An 18,870-nucleotide genomic window follows, 5' to 3' on the forward strand; every position below is an offset into this window, starting at 1 on the left:
GGGAGGCCCGGGGGGACAGGGCCTACGCCGGATCGTCCGGGAACAGCCGCAGCCGGTGCGCCAGCGCTGCCGCCTCACCCCGGCCGGTGACCGCGAGCTTGCCCAGGATGTTGGAAACGTGCACGCTCGCGGTCTTCGGAGAGATGTACAGCTCCTCCGCGATCTGCCGGTTGCTCCAGCCCCGCGCCAGCAACCGGAGCACGTCCCGCTCACGGGGGGTGAGGCCGAAGGACTCCCCGGCGGGCGGGGTCGCGGCCAGCCCGGCGGCCGGGCGCGCGGCCGCCACCGGGGTCAGCGTCAGCCCGGCCCGCTCGGCCAGGCCCGCGACCTCCGCCAGCAGCGGACGGTCGCCCCGGACGGTGGCCAGTTCCCGCGCCTCGCGCAGCAGTTCGGCCCCGGCCTCGCGCCGCCCGGCCAGCACCTCGGCCTCGCCGGCCCGCAGCAGGGCGACCGCCAGCGGGTACGGCAGCCCGGTCGGCCGCAGCGCGGCGACCACGGCGGCCCACTGCTCCGGGGTGTCGGCGGCCTCGGCGCGGGCCAGTTCGCCCTCCAGCAGCCGGGCCCAGCCGTGGTGCATCGGCGCCCGCGGCCGCAGCCGGGCCGCCCGCGCGGCGATCGCGGCCAGTGCCTCGGCCCGGCCCGCCGCGGCCTCCGGCAGGCCCCGGCTGTCCGCCTCCACCGTGGCGGCCTCGACCAGCAGCGGGTACACGTCGGACTCGTGGCCGAGCCGCCCCTCCTCCGCCAGCGCGGTGAGCAGTTCCTCCCGGGCCTCCAGCGGCCGACCGGCGAGCGCGGCGATCCGCACCGCCAGCCGGCTGATCGGCACGCTGTGCTGGAGCTGGCCGACCCGGTTGGCCGACCGGGCCTGCGCCAGCATGGTCGCCGCGCCGGCCAGGTCCCCGCGCAGCAGCGCGAGGTCGCCGCGCATCCGGTCCAGGAACTCGGCGTGGGTGCCGGTCAGGCTGGTCAGCTCGCAGGCGTCGAGCACCTCGGCGGCCTCCCGGATCCGCCCCAGGTCGGTCAGCGCCTCGGCCAGGTTGCCGGTCAGGATGGTGCCGATGTTGCGCAGCAGGCCGTTGCCGTCCGCGTAGACCAGGCCCTCACGGGCCAGCACCACCGCCTCCTCGGCCCGGCCCACCCCGCGCTGCATGCTGGCCAGGTTGTTGACGCCGCGCAGCAGCAGGTCGGGCACGCCCAGCCGGCGGGCCGCCTCGACCGCCCCGGCCAGTTCGGCCAGCCCGCCGTCGGCATCGCCGTGCACGTCGTAGCGCAGGCCGCCGAGCGTCATCCGGGCGTGCACCTCGACGGAGTGCGCGCCGACCTCCTGGGCGATCCGGATCGCCCGCTCGGCCAGCTCGATGTGCTCGGGGCCGGGCTTCTTGAGCATCGCCACCCCGGCGCCGAGCGCGAACACCTCGGCCTGGACGGCGGACGGCGGCAGGTGGTCGACCAGCCGGTGCGCGTGCAGGATCTCCTCGTCGTCGCCGGAACGGCGCAGATTGCCCAGCATCCGGGCCCGGTTGATCCGGAACCAGGCCGCGCGCACCGGGTGCACGGCCTCGTCGACCAGCCGCAGCCCCCGCCTGGCGAGGCTCAGGCCGCGCTCGCGGTCGCCGCAGCGCCGGGCCGCGACCACCGCCTCGGCCAGCACGTCGACCAGCTGGATCCGGTCGCAGTCCCCGTCGGCGGTGCTGTGGTCGCAGGAGCCCGGCGGGTAGGTCTCGGCCCAGTCGTACGGGCGCAGGGTGTGCGCCAGCACCTCCTCGGAGACCATGTCCCACAGTTCCAGGGCCCGTTCCAGCATGCCCAGTTGCTCGGCGAAGGCGTTGCGGCGGCGGGCCGCCCGGGCGGCGTCCAGGGCGGTCGGCAGGGCGCGGGCCGGGTCGTGCGCGTGGTACCAGTAGTTGGCCAGCCGGGCGGGCAGGGCGTCGCAGGAGACCAGCTGCGGCTGCGCCTCCACGGCGAGCGCGAACTTGCGGTTGATCCGGTGCCGTTCACCGGGCAGCAGGTCGTCCGAGACCGCCTCGCGGACCAGCGCGTGCCGGAAGCGGTAGCCCTCGCCCTCGCCGTCCGGGCGCAGGATGTTGGCGCCGACGGCCGCCCGCAGCGCCTCGATCAGCGCCTCCTCGTCGTCGTCCAGGACGGCCGCCAGCAGGGCGTGCTCGACGTGCGAGCCGCCCTCGGCGGCGATCCGCACCACCCGCTGGGCCTCCTCGACCAGGCTCTCCACCCGGACCAGCAGGATGTCGCGCAGCGAGTCGGTGAGCCCTGCGCCGCAGCCGTCCTCGAAGGCGGTGGCCAGCTCCTCGACGAAGAACGGGTTCCCCTCGGAGCGGCGGTGGATGCGGTCCACCAGCTTCCGGTCGGGGTCGGCGGTGCCGAGGATGCCGGCCAGCTGGGCGGCGACCTCGCCGCGGCCGAACCGCTCCAGCTCCAGCCGCTGGACGGTGCGCAGCCGTTCGAGCTCGGCCAGGAAGGGGCGCAGCGGGTGGCGGCGGTGCAGGTCGTCGGAGCGGTAGGTGGCGACCAGCAGCACCCGGGACCGGTGCAGGGTGCGGACCAGGAAGGCGAGCAGTTCGCGGGTGGAGCGGTCGGACCAGTGCAGGTCCTCGACGGCGAACACGAGGGTACGCTCCGCGCCGAGCCGCTCGAACAGCCTCGCGGTGTGCTCGAACAGCCGGGCCCGGCCGTACTCGTCGTTGGGTTCACTGTCGGCCTCGCCGAACTCGGGCAGCAGCCGGGCCAGGTGCCCCTCGCTGCCGACCGCAGCGGCCTCCAGCTCGGCGCCCAGCGAGCGGTGCAGCCGGCGCAGCGCGGCGGCCAGCGGGGCGTACGGCAGGCCCTCGGCGCCGATCTCCAGGCAGCCGCCGAGCGTGGTGACCGCTCCCCCGGCGGCGGCCCGCTCCAGGAACTCCTCCAGCAGCCGGGTCTTGCCGACGCCCGCCTCGCCGCCGATCAGCACGGCCTGCGGGCTGCCGGAGCCGGCCCGGCGCAGCGCGTCGGTCAGTTCGGTGATCTCGCTGCCGCGGCCGACGAAGACGGGACTCACCGATATCTGCTGCATGGAGGCGAGCATGCCATAGCCGGAGGTGGCGGGCCGAGGGGTTATCTCCCCTGGCGAACGCCCGGAGGGGGAGGCGCTCCCCTGCTGCGCCTCCCCCTCCGAAACTCCCTCGGCACCGTCGTGGTGCCGGTCCGTCAGCATTCGCGCTGGCGCGCGGGGCGCCGCTGGAAGCGGGCGGCCACCGGACGCTGCCGCAGGCGGCGCCCCTCCTTGGCCTCCCGGACCAGGCGCTCGTGCTCGGCGCGGACGGCCAGCTCGTGGGCGTGCTGCTGGATGAGCTCGTACTCGATCACTTCGGTTCCCCCTGTGGGTTTCACTGCGTTTCGCTGTCGAGTAAGACTTTCCTCTCCCAGCGGGGGGTGCCGCATCGGAAGCCCTACCGATCTTCCGGGCCCCAGGTGCCTTAGATCGGGGCCCCGGGAACGACAAAGGCCCGGTCTTACCTCGATTTAGAGGTGAGACCGGGCCTTAGGCCTTACTTAGAGGGCCTTAGATGCCTTAGGCACCTTAGGAAGCTCAGGCGGAGACGCCCAGCTTCCCCGGGCTGCGCCTACTGCCCCTCGACGGCGAGCCGCTCCAGGATCAGGTCCTTGACGCGGGCCGCGTCGGCCTGGCCGCGGGTGGCCTTCATGACCGCACCGACCAGCGCGCCGACCGCCGCGACCTTGCCGTCGCGGATCTTGGCGGCGATCGCCTCGTTCTCGGCGATGGCCTGGTCGACGGCCGCACCGAGCGCGGAGTCGTCCGAGACGACGGCCAGGCCGCGCTTCTCGACGACCTCGTCCGGCTCGCCCTCGCCGGCCAGCACGGCCTCGATGACCTGGCGGGCCAGCTTGTCGTTCAGCTTGCCCTCGGCGACCAGCGCGGTGACCCGGGCGACCTGCGCCGGGGTGATCGGCTGCTCGCTCAGCTCGGTGCCGGTCTCGTTGGCCCGGCGGGCCAGCTCGCCCATCCACCACTTGCGGGCCTGGTCGGCCGGGGCGCCGGCGGCGATGGTCTCCTGGATCGGCTCGACGGCGCCGGCGTTCAGCACCGACTGCATGTCCTTGTCGGACAGGCCCCACTCGGCCTGCAGCCGGGCCCGGCGCACCCGCGGCAGCTCGGGCAGGCCTGCGCGCAGCTCCTCGACCCAGGCGCGGGCGGGGGCGATCGGCACCAGGTCCGGCTCGGGGAAGTAGCGGTAGTCCTCGGCGTTGTCCTTGATCCGGCCCGAGGTGGTGCTGCCGTCCTCCTCGTGGAAGTGCCGGGTCTCCTGGATGATCGTGCCGCCGTCGGTCAGCACGGTGGCGTGCCGCTGGATCTCGAACCGGGCGGCCCGCTCCACGCTGCGCAGCGAGTTGACGTTCTTGGTCTCCGAACGGGTGCCGAAGGTCTCGGTGCCGTTGGGGCGCAGCGACAGGTTGACGTCGCAGCGCATCTGGCCCTTGTCCATCCGCGCCTCGGAGACGCCCAGCGCCTTGATCAGCTCGCGCAGCTCGGCGACGTACGCCTTGGCGACCTCGGGGGCGCGCTCGCCGGCGCCGGTGATCGGCTTGGTGACGATCTCGATCAGCGGGATGCCGGCCCGGTTGTAGTCGAGCAGCGAGTGGGTGGCGCCGTGGATGCGGCCGGTCGCGCCACCGACGTGGCTGGACTTGCCGGTGTCCTCCTCCATGTGGGCGCGCTCGATCTCCACGCGGAAGGTCGAGCCGTCCTCCAGCTGCACGTCGAGGTAGCCGTTGAAGGCGATCGGCTCGTCGTACTGCGAGGTCTGGAAGTTCTTGGGCATGTCCGGGTAGAAGTAGTTCTTCCGCGCGAACCGGCACCACTCGGCGATCTCGCAGTTCAGCGCCAGGCCGATCTTGACGGCCGACTCCACGCCGATCGCGTTGACCACCGGCAGCGAGCCGGGCAGGCCCAGGCAGGTCGGGCAGGTCTGGCTGTTCGGCTCGGCACCCAGCTCGGTCGAGCAACCGCAGAACATCTTGGTCTTGGTGCCCAGCTCGACGTGGACCTCAAGGCCCATCACCGGGTCGTACGACGCGAGAGCGTCCTCGTAGGAGACCAGGTTCATGACGCTCACAGCGTCCCCTTCACTAAAAGACTTGGGAGGTACGGGCCCGGCCGCCGCTCGCGCGGGGCCGGGCCGGGGCGCTCAGCTCAGCCCAGCAGGACGTCGTCGGAGCCGAGCTGGCGCAGCTCGCGCACCAGCAGGGCGGTACCGGTGATCAGCGCGGCGGCGCCGACCAGGGCGTTGACCAGCTTGAGGGTGTCGCTCTCCTCGCGGGCCTTGCGGACGTCCTTGACGACCGATAGCGCGCCGAAGGCGCTGGTGCCGATGGACAGCCAGAGGCCCGGCTTGCTGTGCTTGAAGCCCTTCAGGGACGACGGTGCCTTGAGGGACGACGGGGCCTTGGCCTTCTCGATCTTGCTCACAGTGCCGGTGCCTCCTCCAGCAGGGTGTGCCCCCACTTGTCGTTGAGTGCGGCCTCGACGGCGCCGCCCACCCGGTACAGGCGGTCGTCCGCCATCGCGGGTGCGATGATCTGCAGGCCGACCGGGAGATTGTCCTCCGGGGCCAGACCGCAGGGCAGCGACATGGCCGCGTTGCCCGCGAGGTTCGACGGAATCGTGCAGAGGTCGGCCAGGTACATCGCCATCGGGTCGTCGGCGCGCTCGCCGATCGGGAAGGCGGTGGTCGGCGTGGTCGGCGAGACCAGCACGTCCACGCCCGCGAAGGCGGCGTCGAAGTCGCGCGAGATGAGCGTGCGGACCTTCTGGGCCGAGCCGTAGTAGGCGTCGTAGTAGCCCGAGGAGAGGGCGTAGGTGCCGAGGATGATGCGGCGCTTGACCTCGGGGCCGAAGCCGGCCTCGCGGGTCAGGGCGGTGACGTCCTCGGCCGAGCGGGAGCCGTCGTCGCCGACCCGCAGGCCGTAGCGCATCGCGTCGAAACGGGCCAGGTTGGACGAGGCCTCGCTGGGCGCGATCAGGTAGTACGCCGGCAGCGCCAGGGTGAAGGACGGGCAGGAGACCTCGACGACCTCGGCGCCCAGCTCGCGCAGCAGCTCCACCGACTCGTTGAAGCGCTCCATCACGCCGGCCTGGTAGCCCTCGCCGGCGAACTCCTTGACCACGCCGATCCGCATGCCGCGCACGTCGCGCAGCTTGGCGGCCTCGACCACGGCCGGGACGGGCGCGTCGATCGAGGTGGAGTCCAGCGGGTCGTACCCGGCGATGGCCTCGTGCAGCAGCGCCGCGTCCAGCACGGTGCGGGCGCACGGGCCGCCCTGGTCCAGCGAGGACGAGAAGGCGACCAGGCCGTAGCGGGAGACCGAGCCGTAGGTCGGCTTGACGCCGACGGTGCCGGTGACGGCACCGGGCTGGCGGATCGAGCCGCCGGTGTCGGTGCCGATCGCCAGCGGGGCCTCGAAGGCGGCCAGCGCGGCGGCCGAGCCGCCGCCGGAGCCGCCGGGGATGCGGGAGAGGTCCCACGGGTTGCCGGTCGTGCCGTAGGCGGAGTTCTCGGTGGAGGAGCCCATCGCGAACTCGTCCATGTTGGTCTTGCCGAGGATGACCACGCCGGCGTCCTTGAGACGGGTGGTCAACGTGGCGTCGTACGGCGGGATCCAGCCTTCGAGGATCTTGGAGCCGCAGGTGGTCGGCACGCCCTTGGTGGTGAAGACGTCCTTCAGCGCGAGCGGGACGCCGGCCAGCGGGCCCAGCTCCTCGCCCTTGGCGCGCTTCTCGTCGACGGCCTTGGCGGCGTTCAACGCGCCCTCGGTGTCGACGTGCAGGAAGGCGTTGACCTTCTTGTCGACGGCGCCGATGCGGTCCAGGTGCGCCTGCGCCACCTCGACGGCGGACACCTCGCCCTTGGCGATGGCGGAAGCCGTCTCAGCGGCGGTGTACTTGATCAACTCGGTCATCTCGGTCAGTCCTCCCCGAGGATCTGGGGCACGCGGAAACGCTGCTCCTCGGCGGCGGGGGCGCCGGACAGCGCCTGCTCCGGGGTGAGCGACGGCCGCACCTCGTCCGCGCGCATCACGTTGGTCAGCGGGAGCGGGTGGGAGGTCGGCGGGACGTCCTGTCCGGCGACCTCGGAAACGCGGGCGACCGCGCCGATGATCACGTCGAGCTGCTCGGCGAAGTGGTCCAGCTCTTCGGGCTTCAGCTCAAGACGCGACAGCCGGGCGAGGTGGGCGACCTCCTCGCGCGTGATGCCAGGCATGCAGCGATCCTCAGGGTGAGTTCTGGTGAGGCCCGGCGCCGCGCGCAGGCGGTGCCGGGCCCGGGCAGGAGCAACCGGTCCGGTGCTCCGTCCTCGTGGTCTTTGGACCCCATCCTATGGGGCCCGGCCCGGCCACCGGCCAACGAGTAAGCGTGTGCGCCCGTCACTGCGGCCTGGTGCGGGCCCAACTCTGCGTGCCCGGCGCCTTGATCTCGATCTGCGCGGCCGACACGGGCTGGGGCGCGGGCGCGGCCTGGACCGTCTGAACGGCCTGCACGGCCTGCACGGCCTGCACGGCCTGCACGGCCTGCGGGAGCGTCGGGGGCAGCACGGGGGGCAGCACCGGCGGGAGGGTCGACGGCAGCACCGGTGCGATGGCCTGCTGGACCACCGGCTGGGCGGCCGGCGGCAGCACCGGCTGGACCGGCAGGCCCTGGCCCCCCTGCACCGCGTGGAGCGCCGACGGCAGCCGGCCCGGCGGGGGGACCAGCCGCTCCACCGGCGGGGCGCCGGTACGGTGCACCCGCAGCCAGGCGGTGGCCTGCTCGGCCGGCAGCGCGGCCGACACCAGCCAGCCCTGGACGGCGTCCACGCCCATGCAGTGCAGCCGCTCCCAGGTCTCGTCGTCCTCGACGCCCTCGGCGACCACGGTCAGGCCCAGCGAGTGGGCGAGCTCCACCGAGCAGCGCACCACCGCCGCGTCGTGGTCGTCGATGACCATCCGGGAGACGAAGGAGCGGTCGATCTTCAGCTCGCCGACCGGCAGGCTGCGCAACCGCACCAGCGAGGAGTGGCCGGTCCCGAAGTCGTCCAGGGACATCCCGACGCCGTAACCGCGCAGTTCGGCGAGGGTGTCGGCGGCCCGGCGGGAGTCGTCCAGCAGCAGCCGTTCGGTGATCTCCAGCTGGAGCGCGTGGGCCGGCACCTGGTGGCGGACGAGGTGGCCGGCGACGCGCTGGGCGAAGCCGGGGTTGAGCACGTCGCGCGGGGAGACGTTGACCGCGACCTGCACCTGGAGGCCCTGGTCCCGCCAGTAGGCGAGCTGCCCGACGGCGGCCTCCAGCACGTAGTCGGTGAGCCGGGGCATCAGGCCGCTGGACTCGGCGAGCCCGACGAACTCGTCCGGCGAGACCCGGCCCTGGCCGGGGCGCTCCCAGCGCAGCAGCGCCTCCAGGCCGACCACCCGGCCGTCGAAGGCCACCTTGGGCTGGTAGTGCAGCTGCACCTCGCCGGTCTCCAGGGCCCGCCGCAGGTCGCCGAGCAGCCCTATCCGGTACGGCGTGTCGGCGTCCTGGGTCTCGTCGTACTGCGCGACGCCGCTGCAACCGCGCTGGGCGTGGCCCATCGCCACGTCGGCGCGGCGCAGCAGCGCCTCGGCGTCCTGGGCGTGCTGCGGGTAGACGCAGACGCCGGCGCTGGCCTCCAGCACGAGCAGCAGCCCGTCCAGCCGGATCGGCGCGGCGAGTTCGGCGATCAGCGCCTTGGCGACCCGCTCCAGGCTGTCCGGGCAGTTGATGCCGGGCAGCAGCACGGCGAACTCGTCGCCGCCCATCCGGGCCACCATCGGGCGGCCGCGCCGGTAGTTCCGGGGCAGGCCGGCGAAGACGTCGTCGATGGACTCCCGGGTGGCGCTGCCGGCCGGGCCTCCGGAGCGCAGCGCGCGGTGCAGCCGGCGGGCGATGTGCACCAGCAGCCGGTCGCCAGCGGTGTGACCGAGGGTGTCGTTGAGCGATCGGAAGCGATCGAGATCGAGCAGGATGAGACCGACGCTGTAGCCTTCCGCACGCTCCGCGATCGCCTCCTGGGCGGCCATCAACAGGGCCTGACGGTTGGGCAGATCCGTCAGCGGGTCGGTCAGCTGGTCACGGGCGCGGTCGCGGGCGATCCGCCAGGCGGCGACCAGCACCGCCAGCGGCACCGCGAACAGCGGCAGCAGTTCGGGCTCGTACCGGTAGACCAGGACGGCCAGCGGGATGAGCGGCGCGGCACCGGCCAGCAGCACGCCGAGCAGCAGGACCGCACCTGCCACCCCCTGCGGCGGGCGTGTGGGCGCACCGCCGGTCGTACGATCCATAAGCCCTGTCCTCCGTCGGGCCCGCCCCGTCAGGCCGCCTTACGGTGAGGCACCGTGCCGGTACCGACAGCTGCCGGGCATGGAGCGACCCCGCGGAGCACCGGCTCAGCCGGTGCCCCCACCCCTGCTGACACTCTGTTGCGCTCCAGGGTATGCCGGGGTCCACCCGGTGGGCAGACTTTCGGACAACCGGAAACGCGCCACCGCGCCCGGGTGTCGCACAGTGACACAATGCCCGCTTTCACGGTGCGACACCCGGTGACGTTGCATCAGGACGATAACAAGACGGGTTCGGTCACGCTCCGCTCGGGTCGGCCTCCGGGTCGGCCTCCGGGGCGGCCTCGACGGGGGCCTTCCCGACCTCGGGCAGGCCGAGGTGGGCGCGGGCCGCGGCCGCTCCGTCGGCGAGCAGCACGGCGAAGCCGGCGTCGTCCAGGACCGGCAGTCCGAGCTGAACGGCCTTGTCGTACTTGGACCCGGGGTTGTCACCGGCCACGACAAAATCTGTCTTCTTCGATACCGAACCGGTCACCTTCGCGCCGCGCGAGGTCAGCGCCTCCTTGGCCCCGTCCCGGGTGTGCCCGGCCAGGGTGCCGGTGACCACGACGGTCAGGCCCTCCAGCGGGCGCTCCGCCTCCTCCTCGTCGGCGGGCTCCTCGGTGAAGCGGACGCCGGCCGCGCGCCACTTCTCCAGGATCCCCCGGTGCCACTCCTCCTGGTACCACTCGACGACGGAACGGGCGATGATCGGCCCGACCCCCTCGACGGCGGCCAGCTCCTCCTCGGTGGCCGAGAAGATCCGGTCGAGGTCCCGGAACTCCCGCGCCAGTTCCTGCGCCGCGACCGGCCCGACGTGCCGAATCGAGAGGCCGTTGAGGAACCGCCACAGCGGACGTTCCTTCACCCTCTCCAGATTCTCCAGCAGCACGCCCGCCGTCTTCTTGGGCTCGCCCTTCTGGTTCGCGAAGAAGGTGGCCTTCTTCTCCTTGCCGGTGCGGTCGTCCAGCTTGGGCATGCCCGTCTTCTGGTCGCGGACCAGCACCTCGATCGGCAGCAACTGCTCCATCGTCAGGCCGAAGATGTCGCCCTCGTCCCGCACCGGCGCCTCGGCCGGCTCCAGCGGCTGGGTCAGCGCGGTCGCCGCGACATAGCCCAGGCCCTCGATGTCCAGCGAGGAACGGCCGCCCAGGAAGGCGATCCGCTCGCGGATCTGCGCCGGGCAGAACTGCGCGTTGGGGCAGCGCAGATCGATGTCCCCCTCGGACATCGGGCGCAGCTCGGCCCCGCACTCGTGGCAGTGCGAGGGCATCACGAACTCCTGCTCGGTGCCGTCCCGCAGGCTCTCCACCGGGCCGAGGATCTCCGGGATGACGTCGCCGGCCTTGCGCAGCACGATGGTGTCGCCGAGCAGCACGCCCTTGGCCTTGACGACCTGCTGGTTGTGCAGCGTCGCGTACTGCACCATCGAGCCGGCCACCTTCACCGGCTCGGCCAGCACCGCGTACGGGGTGGCCCGGCCGGTGCGGCCGATGCCGACCTTGATCGCGGCCAGCCTGCCGGTGACCTCCTCCGGCGGGTACTTCCAGGCGATCGCCCAGCGCGGCGACTTGGAGGTGGAACCGAGCCGCCCTTGCAGGGCGATCTCGTCCACCTTGACCACGACGCCGTCGATCTCGTGCTCGACCGAGTGCCGCTGCTCGCCGAAGTGCCCGATGAACGCCCGCACCTCGTCGAGCGTCCCGACCACCTTGTTGTGCCGGGCCGTCGGCAGGCCCCACGCGCGCAGCAGGTCGTAGGCGTGCGACTGGCAGTCGATGTCGAAGCCGACCCGGGCGCCGATGCCGTGCACCACCATGTGCAGCGGACGGGACGCGGTGACCAGCGGGTCCTTCTGGCGCAGCGAACCGGCGGCGGCGTTGCGGGGGTTGGCGAACAGGTGGAGCAGCGCCTGCGGACGCCTGCCCTCCTTGGCGCGCTCCTCGTTCTCCGCCCGGCGGCGCTCGTTCTCCGCCGCCAGCGAGGCGTTCAGTTCCTCGAAGGCCTCGGTGGGCAGGTAGACCTCGCCGCGGATCTCGACCAGCTCGGGCAGGTCGTCGCCGGTGAGCTGCTGCGGGATCTCCTTGATGGTGCGGACGTTGGCGGTGATGTCCTCGCCGACCCGGCCGGTGCCCCGGGTCGCGGCCAGGACCAACTGGCCGCGCTCGTAGGTGAGGTTGACGGCCAGGCCGTCCACCTTGAGCTCGCACAGGTAGTGGTAGTCGATGCCGTCCAGCTCGCGGGCGACCCGGTCCGCCCAGGCCGCCAGCTCCTCGTCGTCCATGGCGTTGTCGAGGCTGAGCAGCCGCTCGCGGTGCTCGACCTTGGTGAAGCCCTCCGCGACGTCGCCGCCGACCTCCTGCGTCGGCGAGTCCGGCGTCACCAGGGCCGGGTGCGCGGCCTCGACCGCCTCCAGCTCGCGCATCAGGACGTCGAACTCGGCGTCGCTGACGACCGGGGCGTCCTGCACGTAGTACCGGGCGCGGTGCTCGGTGATCTCCACGACCAGCTCGGCGTGCCGCCTGCGCACCTCCGCAGGGACGTCCTCCCAGCCCTCGACAGCCACCACCGCAAGCCCTCCTACGTTCTCATTCCGGGTTGTCCACCAGGCTCTGCGCCGCCCGCGCCGCAAGCGACAGCGCCTTGCGCGCGTACGCCGGGGACGCCCCGGCCAGCCCGCAGGTCGGCGTCACCAGCACGCGGCGGCCCAGCAGCTCCGGGGCGAACCCGAGCCTGCGCCACAAGGTCCTGACACCCTGGACACTACCGGCCGGGTCGGACACCTCCTGGTCAGTGGAGGGCACGACACCAGCGAGGATCGCCGTGCCCGCCTCGACCGCCTCGCCGAGGTCGTCGTCCTCCCGCTCGGTGAGGAGGGAGAAGTCGAGGGAGACCCCGGCCACCCCGGCCCGGCGCAGCAGCGGGAGCGGGACCTGCGGGGCGCAGCAGTGCACCACGACCGGCACGTCCAGGCCGCGGATCGTCTCGCGCAGCACCTCCTCGGCGACCTGCCGGTCCACCGAGCGCAACCGCTGGAAGCCGCTGGCGGTCTTCACCGAACCGGCCAGCACGGCGGGCAGCGAGGGCTCGTCGAGCTGGAGGACCAGCTGCGCGCCGGGCACCCGCCGGCGGACGTCCGCCAGGTGGCGGCGCAGGCCTTCGGTGAGCGAGCCGGCGATGTCCCGGCAGGCGCCGTGGTCGGAGAGCGCCTTCTCGCCGTGCCTGAGCTCGATGCTCGCTGCCAGCGTCCACGGGCCCACGGCCTGGAGTTTGAGCGCGCCCTGGTAGCCCTGGGTGAACTCCTCCAGCGCGTCCAGGTCCTCGCCCAGCCAGGAGTGCGCGCGCCGGGTGTCCCGGCCGGGGCGGTCGGCGAACCGCCAGCCGGACGGTTCGGTCTGTGCGAACAGCTCGACCAGCAGGCCGGCGCCGCGGCCGATCATGTCGGCGCCCGGCCCGCGGGCGGGGAGTTCGGGCAGGAACGGCAGCTGCTCCAGCGCGCCGGTGGAGGTCTTGGCGGCCTCCCGCGCGTCGGTGCCGGGCAGCGAACCGACGCCGGTGGCGGCGCCGCGCAGGTCGGGGAAGGTGTCTCCGGTGCTCACCCGCCCGAGCCTAGTGCGCCGCCGCCCCGGCGAGGTCAGCGCCCGGGGCGGACGGTGATGTCGGTGAGCTCCGCGTCGCGGGAGGCGTCCAGGGCGGCGAGGATCGCCTTCACCACCGACTCCGGGGCGATGAAGCGGTCCTCGTCGTAGGCCTTGCCCTCCTGCTGGTGCACCTTGGCCTGCATCGCGGTGGCGGTGCGGCCCGGGTAGACCGAGGTGACCCGGACGCCGTTCGCGTGCTCCTCCTGGCGCAGCGCGTCGGCGAGCGCCTTGAGGCCGTGCTTGCTCGCCGCGTAGGCCGACCACTCGGCGGAGGCGCTCAGGCCCGCACCGGAGTTGACGAACACCACGTGCCCCTTGACCAGGCGCAGCGAGGGCAGCAGGAGCCGGGTCAGCTCGGCGGGGGCGACCAGGTTGACGGCCAGGGTGCTCTGCCAGGCCTTGACCGGCAGCTCGCCGACCGCACCCAGTTCCACCATGCCCGCGACGTGCAGGAGGGAGTCGAGCTCGACGGGCAGCGCCTGGTGGCCGAGGGCCCAGGAGAGCTTGGCCGGGTCGCCGAGGTCGCCGACCAGGGTCTGCGCCCCGGGGAAGCGCTCGCGCAGTTCGGCGGCGCGGCGGACGTCGCGGGCGAACAGCCAGAGGTCGTCGCCGCGCTCGGCGAGACGCTCGGCCAGGACGGCGCCGATGCCGGAGCCGGCGCCGGTGATCAGATGTGCAGCCATGGTGCTGATCTAATCAGGCCTTGAGCTGCTCAAACACCTGAGCCGGGGTGTCGGCGAAGTTGATCAGCTCGGCGAGCGGGCGCGGCAGGAAGCCCTCGGTGTCCATCCGCTCCATCTGCGTGCGCAGGCCCGCGTAGAAGCCCTCGGTGTCCAGGACGATCACCGGCTTGTCGAACATGCCGTGCTTCTTGAGCTCCAGCACCTCGGTCACCTCGTCGAGGGTGCCCAGCCCGCCGACCAGCACGACGATCGCGTCCGCCCGGGCGGCCAGCTCCGCCTTCCGCTCGGCGAGGTCCTCGGTCATCACCAACTCGTCGGCGCCGACGTACCCCTTGTGCCTCAGCATCTCGACGAGCACCCCGACCAGCCTGCCGCCCGCCGCCTTCACCTCATCGGCCAGCAGCCCCATCAGCCCGGCGTTCGAACCGCCCCACACCAGGGTGTGCCCGCCCTCGCCGAGGAGCCGCGCGAACTCGGCGGCGGGAGCGGAGTAGCGGTCGTCGAGCGAGTACGCGGAGCAGAAGACGCAGATATTCATAGTGCTACCTGGTCTATCACGCGGGCCGGGCCGCGCTCACCCCGGTTTCAGGCGCGGACGGCCGGGCGCTCGGTGGCGGCGATGGTGGCGGAGCCGACGACGCGGGTGCCGTCGTACAGGACGACGGCCTGGCCGGGGGCGATGCCGCGGACGGGGGTGTCCAACTGCACCCGCAGCTCGCCGTCCACGACCGACGCGCTCACCGGCACCTCCTCGCCGTGGGCGCGCAGTTGGGCGGTGTACCGGCCGTCGGCGAGCGGCTCGGTGCCGCACCAGCGCGGCCGGATCGCGGTGAGCCCGGTGACGTCCAGGCCCTCCAGCGGGCCGACGGTCACGGTGTTGTCGACCGGCGAGATGTCGAGGACGTAGCGGGGCTTGCCGTCCGCGGCGGGCCGGCCGATCCGCAGGCCCTTGCGCTGGCCGATGGTGAAGCCGTACGCGCCGTCGTGCTCGCCGAGCTTGGTGCCGTCGGCGTCGAGGATGTCGCCGGTGGCGGTGCCGAGGTGCTTGGCCAGGAAGCCCTGGGTGTCGCCGTCGGCGATGAAGCAGATGTCGTGGCTGTCCGGCTTCTTGGCGACGGCCAGGCCGCGGCGCTCGGCCTCCTCGCGGATGGCGTCCTTGGTGGTGTCGCCGAGCGGGAAGAGGGAGTGGGCGAGCTGGTCCGCGTCCAGCACACCGAGCACGTAGGACTGGTCCTTGGCGGCGTCGACGGCGCGGTGCAGCTGGCGCTCCCCGGACGGCAGGTCGACGATCCGGGCGTAGTGGCCGGTGCAGACCGCGTCGAAGCCGAGCGCGATCGCCTTGTCGAGCAGCGCGGCGAACTTGATCTTCTCGTTGCAGCGCAGGCAGGGATTGGGGGTGCGGCCGGCCGCGTACTCGGCGACGAAGTCGTCGATGACGTCCTCGCGGAAGCGCTCGGCGAGGTCCCAGACGTAGAACGGGATGCCGATCACGTCGGCCGCGCGCCACGCGTCCCGGGAGTCCTCGATGGTGCAGCAGCCGCGGGCCCCGGTGCGGAAGGACTGCGGGTTGGCGGACAGCGCCAGGTGGACGCCCGTCACCTCGTGCCCCGCCTCGGCGGCGCGGGCGGCGGCGACGGCGGAGTCGACGCCGCCGGACATCGCCGCGAGCACGCGCAGACGGCCGGTGGACGGAGCGGTCGGGGCACCCGGGAAGTCAGTCATGGTGACTACAAGAGTACGGGGCCGCCGTACATGCCCGACCGCCCGGAGGAACTACCGCCGCACCGCCGCCAGACCCGCGTTGCGGGCCCGCTGGACGGCCGGGGCGATGGCCGCGACCAGCGCCGTCACGTCCTCGCGCACCGAGGTGTGCCCGAGCGAGAAACGCAGCGAGGCCCGGGCCAGCGCCGGGTCGACGCCCATCGCGAGCAGCACGTGGCTGGGCTGCGGCACCCCGGCCGAGCAGGCCGAGCCGGTGGAGCACTCGATGCCCTGGGCGTCGAGCAGCATCAGCAGCGCGTCGCCCTCGCAGCCGGGGAAGGAGAAGTGCGCGTTGGCGGGCAGCCGCCCCTCGGCGGCCGGGTCGCCGTTGAGCACCGCGGCGGGGACGGCGGCCAGCACGGCGGCGATCAGCTCGTCGCGCAGCGCGCCGAGCACGACCGCGTGCTCCGGCTGGCGCTCGACCGCGAGGGCCGCGGCGGTGGCGAAGCCGGCGGCGGCGGGCGCGTCCAGGGTGCCGGAGCGGACGTCGCGCTCCTGGCCGCCGCCGTGCAGCAGCGGGACGGGCGCGGCGCCGCGCGAGAGCAGCAGCGCGCCGATGCCGAACGGGCCGCCGATCTTGTGCCCGGTGACGGTGAGCGCGGTGAGCCCCGACCCGGCGAAGGAGACCGGGACCTGCCCGAGCGCCTGCACCGCGTCGGCGTGCATCGGGATGCCGTACTCGGCCGCGACGGCGGCGAGTTCGCGCACCGGCTGGACGGTGCCGACCTCGTTGTTGGCCCACATCACGGTGACCAGCGCGACCGAGTGCGGGTCCCGCTCGATCGCCTCGCGCAGCGCCTGCGGGTGCACCCGGCCGAGCGGGTCGACCGGCAGGTACTCGACGTCGGCGCCCTCGTGCTCGGAGAGCCAGTGCACCGCGTCCAGCACCGCGTGGTGCTCGACCGGGCTGCACAGCACCCGGGTGCGGGCCGGGTCGGCGCCCCGGCGGGCCCAGTACAGGCCCTTGACGGCGAGGTTGTCGGACTCGGTGCCCCCGCCGGTGAGCACGATCTCGCTCGGGCGGGCGCCCAGCGAGTCGGCCAGCGACTCACGGGCCTCCTCGACCACCCGGCGGGCCCGGCGGCCGGCCGCGTGCAGGGACGAGGCGTTGCCGACCACCCCCAGGTGCGCCGACATCGCGGCGATCGCCTCGGGCAGCATCGGCGTGGTCGCCGCATGGTCCAGGTATGGCATAACCATCCGATTGTAGAGGGCGCTTCCCGGGCCCCGTCCCGGTGTGCGCACCGATCCGGCCACCGGACGACTCCCGGACGTTACCCGGACCACGCGCCCACCGGACACCGGTGTCCGGCACCCGTTTGACCCGTCGCGCGGCCGAGCGGTTAGCCTGACGGACGCTTCCCGCGGACGGGCCCCGGCCCGGCCCGCGGGCACGGCCCGGGATCACGTCCCACTCTCACTTCCCATCGGCGTGGACAGGAGCGGTGCGCCATGTCGCAGTCGGTCGACCGCGCCCTGACCCTGCTCGGGTCGCTCGGCGACGGGCCGGTCACCCTGGAGCAGGCCGCGACCAGCATCGGGGTGCACAAGTCCACCGCGCTGCGGCTGCTGCGCACCCTGGAGGAGCACGGCTTCGCGCAGCGCCAGCCCGATCTGCGCTACCGCCTCGGCGGCCGGGTGCTCTCCCTGGCCCACCGGGCGCTGGAGGAGATCGACGTCCGGCAGGTCGCCGCGCCGTACCTGGCGGCGCTCAACGCGCGCTGCGGCTACACCGTCCAGCTGGCCGTGCTCCAGGACGGCGAGGTGCTGTACCTGGACGAGGTGGCCGGCAGCTGGGCCGGGCCGGGCGCCGCCCGGGCGTCCCGGATCGGTCGGCGGGCGCCGGCCGGCGGGACGGCGATCGGCCGGGTGCTGCTGGCCGGGCTGCCCGAGGACGGCACCCCCGACGAGGAGTTGCCGGCCGAACTGGCGGCGGTGCGGCTGCGGGGCTGGGCGGTGGAGTCGGCCGAGCACCGGGAGCCGGTGACGTGCGTGGCCGCGCCGGTGGCGGGCAGCGGCGGCCGGACGGTCGCGGCCTGCGCGCTGAGCGCCCCGGCGAGCCAGGTGCCGCCGGCCGAACTCGCCCGGATGGTGCCGGAACTGCTCTGCACGGCGGAGGCGATCTCGCTCGCGTACGGCGGCTCGCCTACTCCTCGCTGGTGCGAGAACCGTTGCGGCGCCAGGCCCGCGGGGCGCGCCAGCCGTACTTCAGCGCGAGCATCCGCAGCCCGAAGGCGGTGAGCGCGGCGGCGGTGCCGGTGGCGCCGGTCAGCCGGTCGACGCCGATCAGCACCGCCACCAGGGCGGCGCCGACCAGGGCCGGGACGGCGTAGATCTCCCGGTCCCAGCGCAGCAGCGAGGGGATCTCGCCGGCCAGCACGTCGCGGATCACCCCGCCGCCGGCCGCGGTGACCATGCCGAGGGCGACGGCCGACACCGCGCCGAGCCCGTAGTCGTGCGCCTTGGCGGTGCCGGTGACGCAGAACAGGCCGAGGCCGAGGGCGTCCAGGGTCTGCACCGCCCGGTTGATCCGCTCGACCTCGGGGTGCAGGAAGAACACCACCAGCGCGGCGACCAGCGGGGTGATGAAGTACCCGAGGTTGCTGAACGCCGCGACGGGCGTCGCCCCGATCACCAGGTCCCGGATCACACCGCCGCCGAGCGCGGTGACCTCGGCCAGCACCGCGATGCCGAAGATGTCCATGTTCTTGCGGACGGCGAGCAGCCCTCCGGAGAGGGCGAAGACGAAGATGCCGACGAGGTCCAGCGACTGCTGCACGTCGGAGGGGAAGATCTGCGAGGTCACCGAACAACTATGACCCGTACGGACCCCTCCCCCCCTCCGCGTACGGCCGCGGGCCCGGGCGACAACCACCACCGGTCCGGACACTCTGCGCAGAGTTGACGTGAACACTAAATTTCGACATATTCGCGAAATAATGCAGGTCGTGCGGTATGGGGAATACAATTCGCATTTCCCTCCCGAATTCGATGCACGCTTTGCCCGGGTTGGCTGGTTTGGGAAATTGATCCCGGAATTAACTCATGGACGGAGCCGAATGGCGGTGGTAGTTTCATTTCCATCGAGAGAAGCACCAGGGCTTCGAACATGAACAACCGGAGAGGAGACTCCCGTGCGCTACAACGACTGAAATCCCTGATGCCGATTGCACCGGCATCCCCGATGTCCGAACGTCGACAGTCCGCGCCAATGGCCGGGCGATTAAGCTCGGGTAGGTGAATTTCCATGCGTTACAACGACTAATTATATTGCCCGAACCGCGGCAGAGCCCGGTATCGTCGGCGAGAATTGGCGCCGGGGGGGGGGGGGGCGCGCGCCGGGCGGCCCCCGCCCGCGACGGCCCGCGCACAGAGCGCGGGAAGCGCCAGAAGACATCAAGAGC

Annotated in this window: 14 protein-coding genes and 1 pseudogene; 1 reads left to right on the top strand and 14 read right to left on the bottom strand. The window is 73.1% G+C overall.

Translation table 11 applies throughout. From position 1 onward, the window contains the following. Window positions 1–22 precede the first annotated feature (22 nt). From ACFV6D_RS08315 to ACFV6D_RS08375, 13 genes and pseudogenes are all read right to left on the bottom strand, one after another. Window positions 23–3,064, bottom strand: a complete 3,042-nt coding sequence (locus tag ACFV6D_RS08315) for a helix-turn-helix transcriptional regulator (RefSeq protein ID WP_380558937.1) — start codon at window positions 3,062–3,064, stop codon at window positions 23–25. A 134-nt stretch (window positions 3,065–3,198) separates the two neighbouring features. Beyond that, window positions 3,199–3,357 carry a hypothetical protein gene (locus ACFV6D_RS08320; RefSeq protein ID WP_159398431.1) on the bottom strand — a complete coding sequence of 53 codons (159 nt, stop codon included), beginning with the start codon at window positions 3,355–3,357 and terminating at the stop codon, window positions 3,199–3,201. A 257-nt stretch (window positions 3,358–3,614) separates the two neighbouring features. Further along, window positions 3,615–5,126 carry an Asp-tRNA(Asn)/Glu-tRNA(Gln) amidotransferase subunit GatB gene (gene gatB, locus ACFV6D_RS08325; protein ID WP_380484353.1) on the bottom strand — a complete coding sequence of 504 codons (1,512 nt, stop codon included), beginning with the start codon at window positions 5,124–5,126 and terminating at the stop codon, window positions 3,615–3,617. Window positions 5,127–5,203: 77 nt separating this feature from the next. Next, complete coding sequence (locus ACFV6D_RS08330) at window positions 5,204–5,479, bottom strand: hypothetical protein (RefSeq protein ID WP_244293361.1); 276 nt, start codon at window positions 5,477–5,479, stop codon at window positions 5,204–5,206. Continuing rightward, complete coding sequence (gatA, locus tag ACFV6D_RS08335) at window positions 5,476–6,969, bottom strand: Asp-tRNA(Asn)/Glu-tRNA(Gln) amidotransferase subunit GatA (protein WP_063347731.1); 1,494 nt, start codon at window positions 6,967–6,969, stop codon at window positions 5,476–5,478. Before gatA ends, ACFV6D_RS08330 begins: the two co-directional genes overlap by 4 nt. Window positions 6,970–6,974: 5 nt before the next feature. Further along, window positions 6,975–7,271, bottom strand: coding sequence for an Asp-tRNA(Asn)/Glu-tRNA(Gln) amidotransferase subunit GatC (gene gatC, locus ACFV6D_RS08340; protein ID WP_030057414.1), 297 nt, complete (start codon window positions 7,269–7,271; stop codon window positions 6,975–6,977). A gap of 523 nt (window positions 7,272–7,794) precedes the next feature. Then, a pseudogene (locus ACFV6D_RS08345) lies at window positions 7,795–9,282 on the bottom strand (putative bifunctional diguanylate cyclase/phosphodiesterase); the annotation flags it as partial. A 358-nt stretch (window positions 9,283–9,640) separates the two neighbouring features. Continuing rightward, window positions 9,641–11,947: an NAD-dependent DNA ligase LigA gene (ligA, locus tag ACFV6D_RS08350; protein WP_380491632.1), complete on the bottom strand. Its 2,307-nt coding sequence runs from the start codon at window positions 11,945–11,947 to the stop codon at window positions 9,641–9,643. Window positions 11,948–11,969: 22 nt separating this feature from the next. Beyond that, window positions 11,970–12,980: a methionine synthase gene (locus ACFV6D_RS08355; protein WP_244293362.1), complete on the bottom strand. Its 1,011-nt coding sequence runs from the start codon at window positions 12,978–12,980 to the stop codon at window positions 11,970–11,972. A 35-nt stretch (window positions 12,981–13,015) separates the two neighbouring features. Beyond that, the gene (locus ACFV6D_RS08360; RefSeq protein WP_380377630.1) at window positions 13,016–13,705 is read right to left on the bottom strand and encodes an SDR family oxidoreductase; all 690 of its coding nucleotides are present in this window, start codon (window positions 13,703–13,705) and stop codon (window positions 13,016–13,018) included. A gap of 13 nt (window positions 13,706–13,718) precedes the next feature. Continuing rightward, window positions 13,719–14,243: a TIGR00730 family Rossman fold protein gene (locus ACFV6D_RS08365; RefSeq protein WP_380344975.1), complete on the bottom strand. Its 525-nt coding sequence runs from the start codon at window positions 14,241–14,243 to the stop codon at window positions 13,719–13,721. A 47-nt stretch (window positions 14,244–14,290) separates the two neighbouring features. After that, on the bottom strand, window positions 14,291–15,427 hold the full coding sequence (mnmA, locus tag ACFV6D_RS08370; RefSeq protein ID WP_063347735.1) for a tRNA 2-thiouridine(34) synthase MnmA: 1,137 nt from the start codon (window positions 15,425–15,427) through the stop codon (window positions 14,291–14,293). 51 nt (window positions 15,428–15,478) lie between these two features. Next, complete coding sequence (locus tag ACFV6D_RS08375) at window positions 15,479–16,660, bottom strand: cysteine desulfurase family protein (RefSeq protein WP_063347736.1); 1,182 nt, start codon at window positions 16,658–16,660, stop codon at window positions 15,479–15,481. A 258-nt stretch (window positions 16,661–16,918) separates the two neighbouring features. On the opposite strand from ACFV6D_RS08375, the gene ACFV6D_RS08380 reads away from it, so the two are divergent. Then, window positions 16,919–17,707, top strand: coding sequence for an IclR family transcriptional regulator (locus ACFV6D_RS08380; protein ID WP_363372012.1), 789 nt, complete (start codon window positions 16,919–16,921; stop codon window positions 17,705–17,707). On the opposite strand, the gene ACFV6D_RS08385 is transcribed toward ACFV6D_RS08380, so the two are convergent. Then, entirely contained in the window at window positions 17,613–18,272 is a 660-nt protein-coding gene (locus ACFV6D_RS08385; RefSeq protein ID WP_063347738.1) for a trimeric intracellular cation channel family protein, read from the bottom strand. The genes ACFV6D_RS08380 and ACFV6D_RS08385 overlap by 95 nt on opposite strands. Window positions 18,273–18,870: the final 598 nt, after the last annotated feature.

The sequence above is a fragment of the Kitasatospora sp. NPDC059812 genome (assembly GCF_042732075.1).
Classification (GTDB): Bacteria; Actinomycetota; Actinomycetes; order Streptomycetales; family Streptomycetaceae; genus Kitasatospora.

What these genes read in the sequence shown, in the direction of transcription:
- ACFV6D_RS08315 (WP_380558937.1), bottom strand. Translation starts at nt 3,064, where the DNA reads ATGCAGCAGATATCGGTGAGTCCCGTCTTCGTCGGCCGCGGCAGCGAG.
- gatA (WP_063347731.1), bottom strand. Translation starts at nt 6,969, where the DNA reads ATGACCGAGTTGATCAAGTACACCGCCGCTGAGACGGCTTCCGCCATC.
- gatC (WP_030057414.1), bottom strand. Translation starts at nt 7,271, where the DNA reads ATGCCTGGCATCACGCGCGAGGAGGTCGCCCACCTCGCCCGGCTGTCG.
- ACFV6D_RS08360 (WP_380377630.1), bottom strand. Translation starts at nt 13,705, where the DNA reads ATGGCTGCACATCTGATCACCGGCGCCGGCTCCGGCATCGGCGCCGTC.
- ACFV6D_RS08365 (WP_380344975.1), bottom strand. Translation starts at nt 14,243, where the DNA reads ATGAATATCTGCGTCTTCTGCTCCGCGTACTCGCTCGACGACCGCTAC.
- mnmA (WP_063347735.1), bottom strand. Translation starts at nt 15,427, where the DNA reads ATGACTGACTTCCCGGGTGCCCCGACCGCTCCGTCCACCGGCCGTCTG.
- ACFV6D_RS08375 (WP_063347736.1), bottom strand. Translation starts at nt 16,660, where the DNA reads ATGCCATACCTGGACCATGCGGCGACCACGCCGATGCTGCCCGAGGCG.
- ACFV6D_RS08380 (WP_363372012.1), top strand. Translation starts at nt 16,919, where the DNA reads ATGTCGCAGTCGGTCGACCGCGCCCTGACCCTGCTCGGGTCGCTCGGC.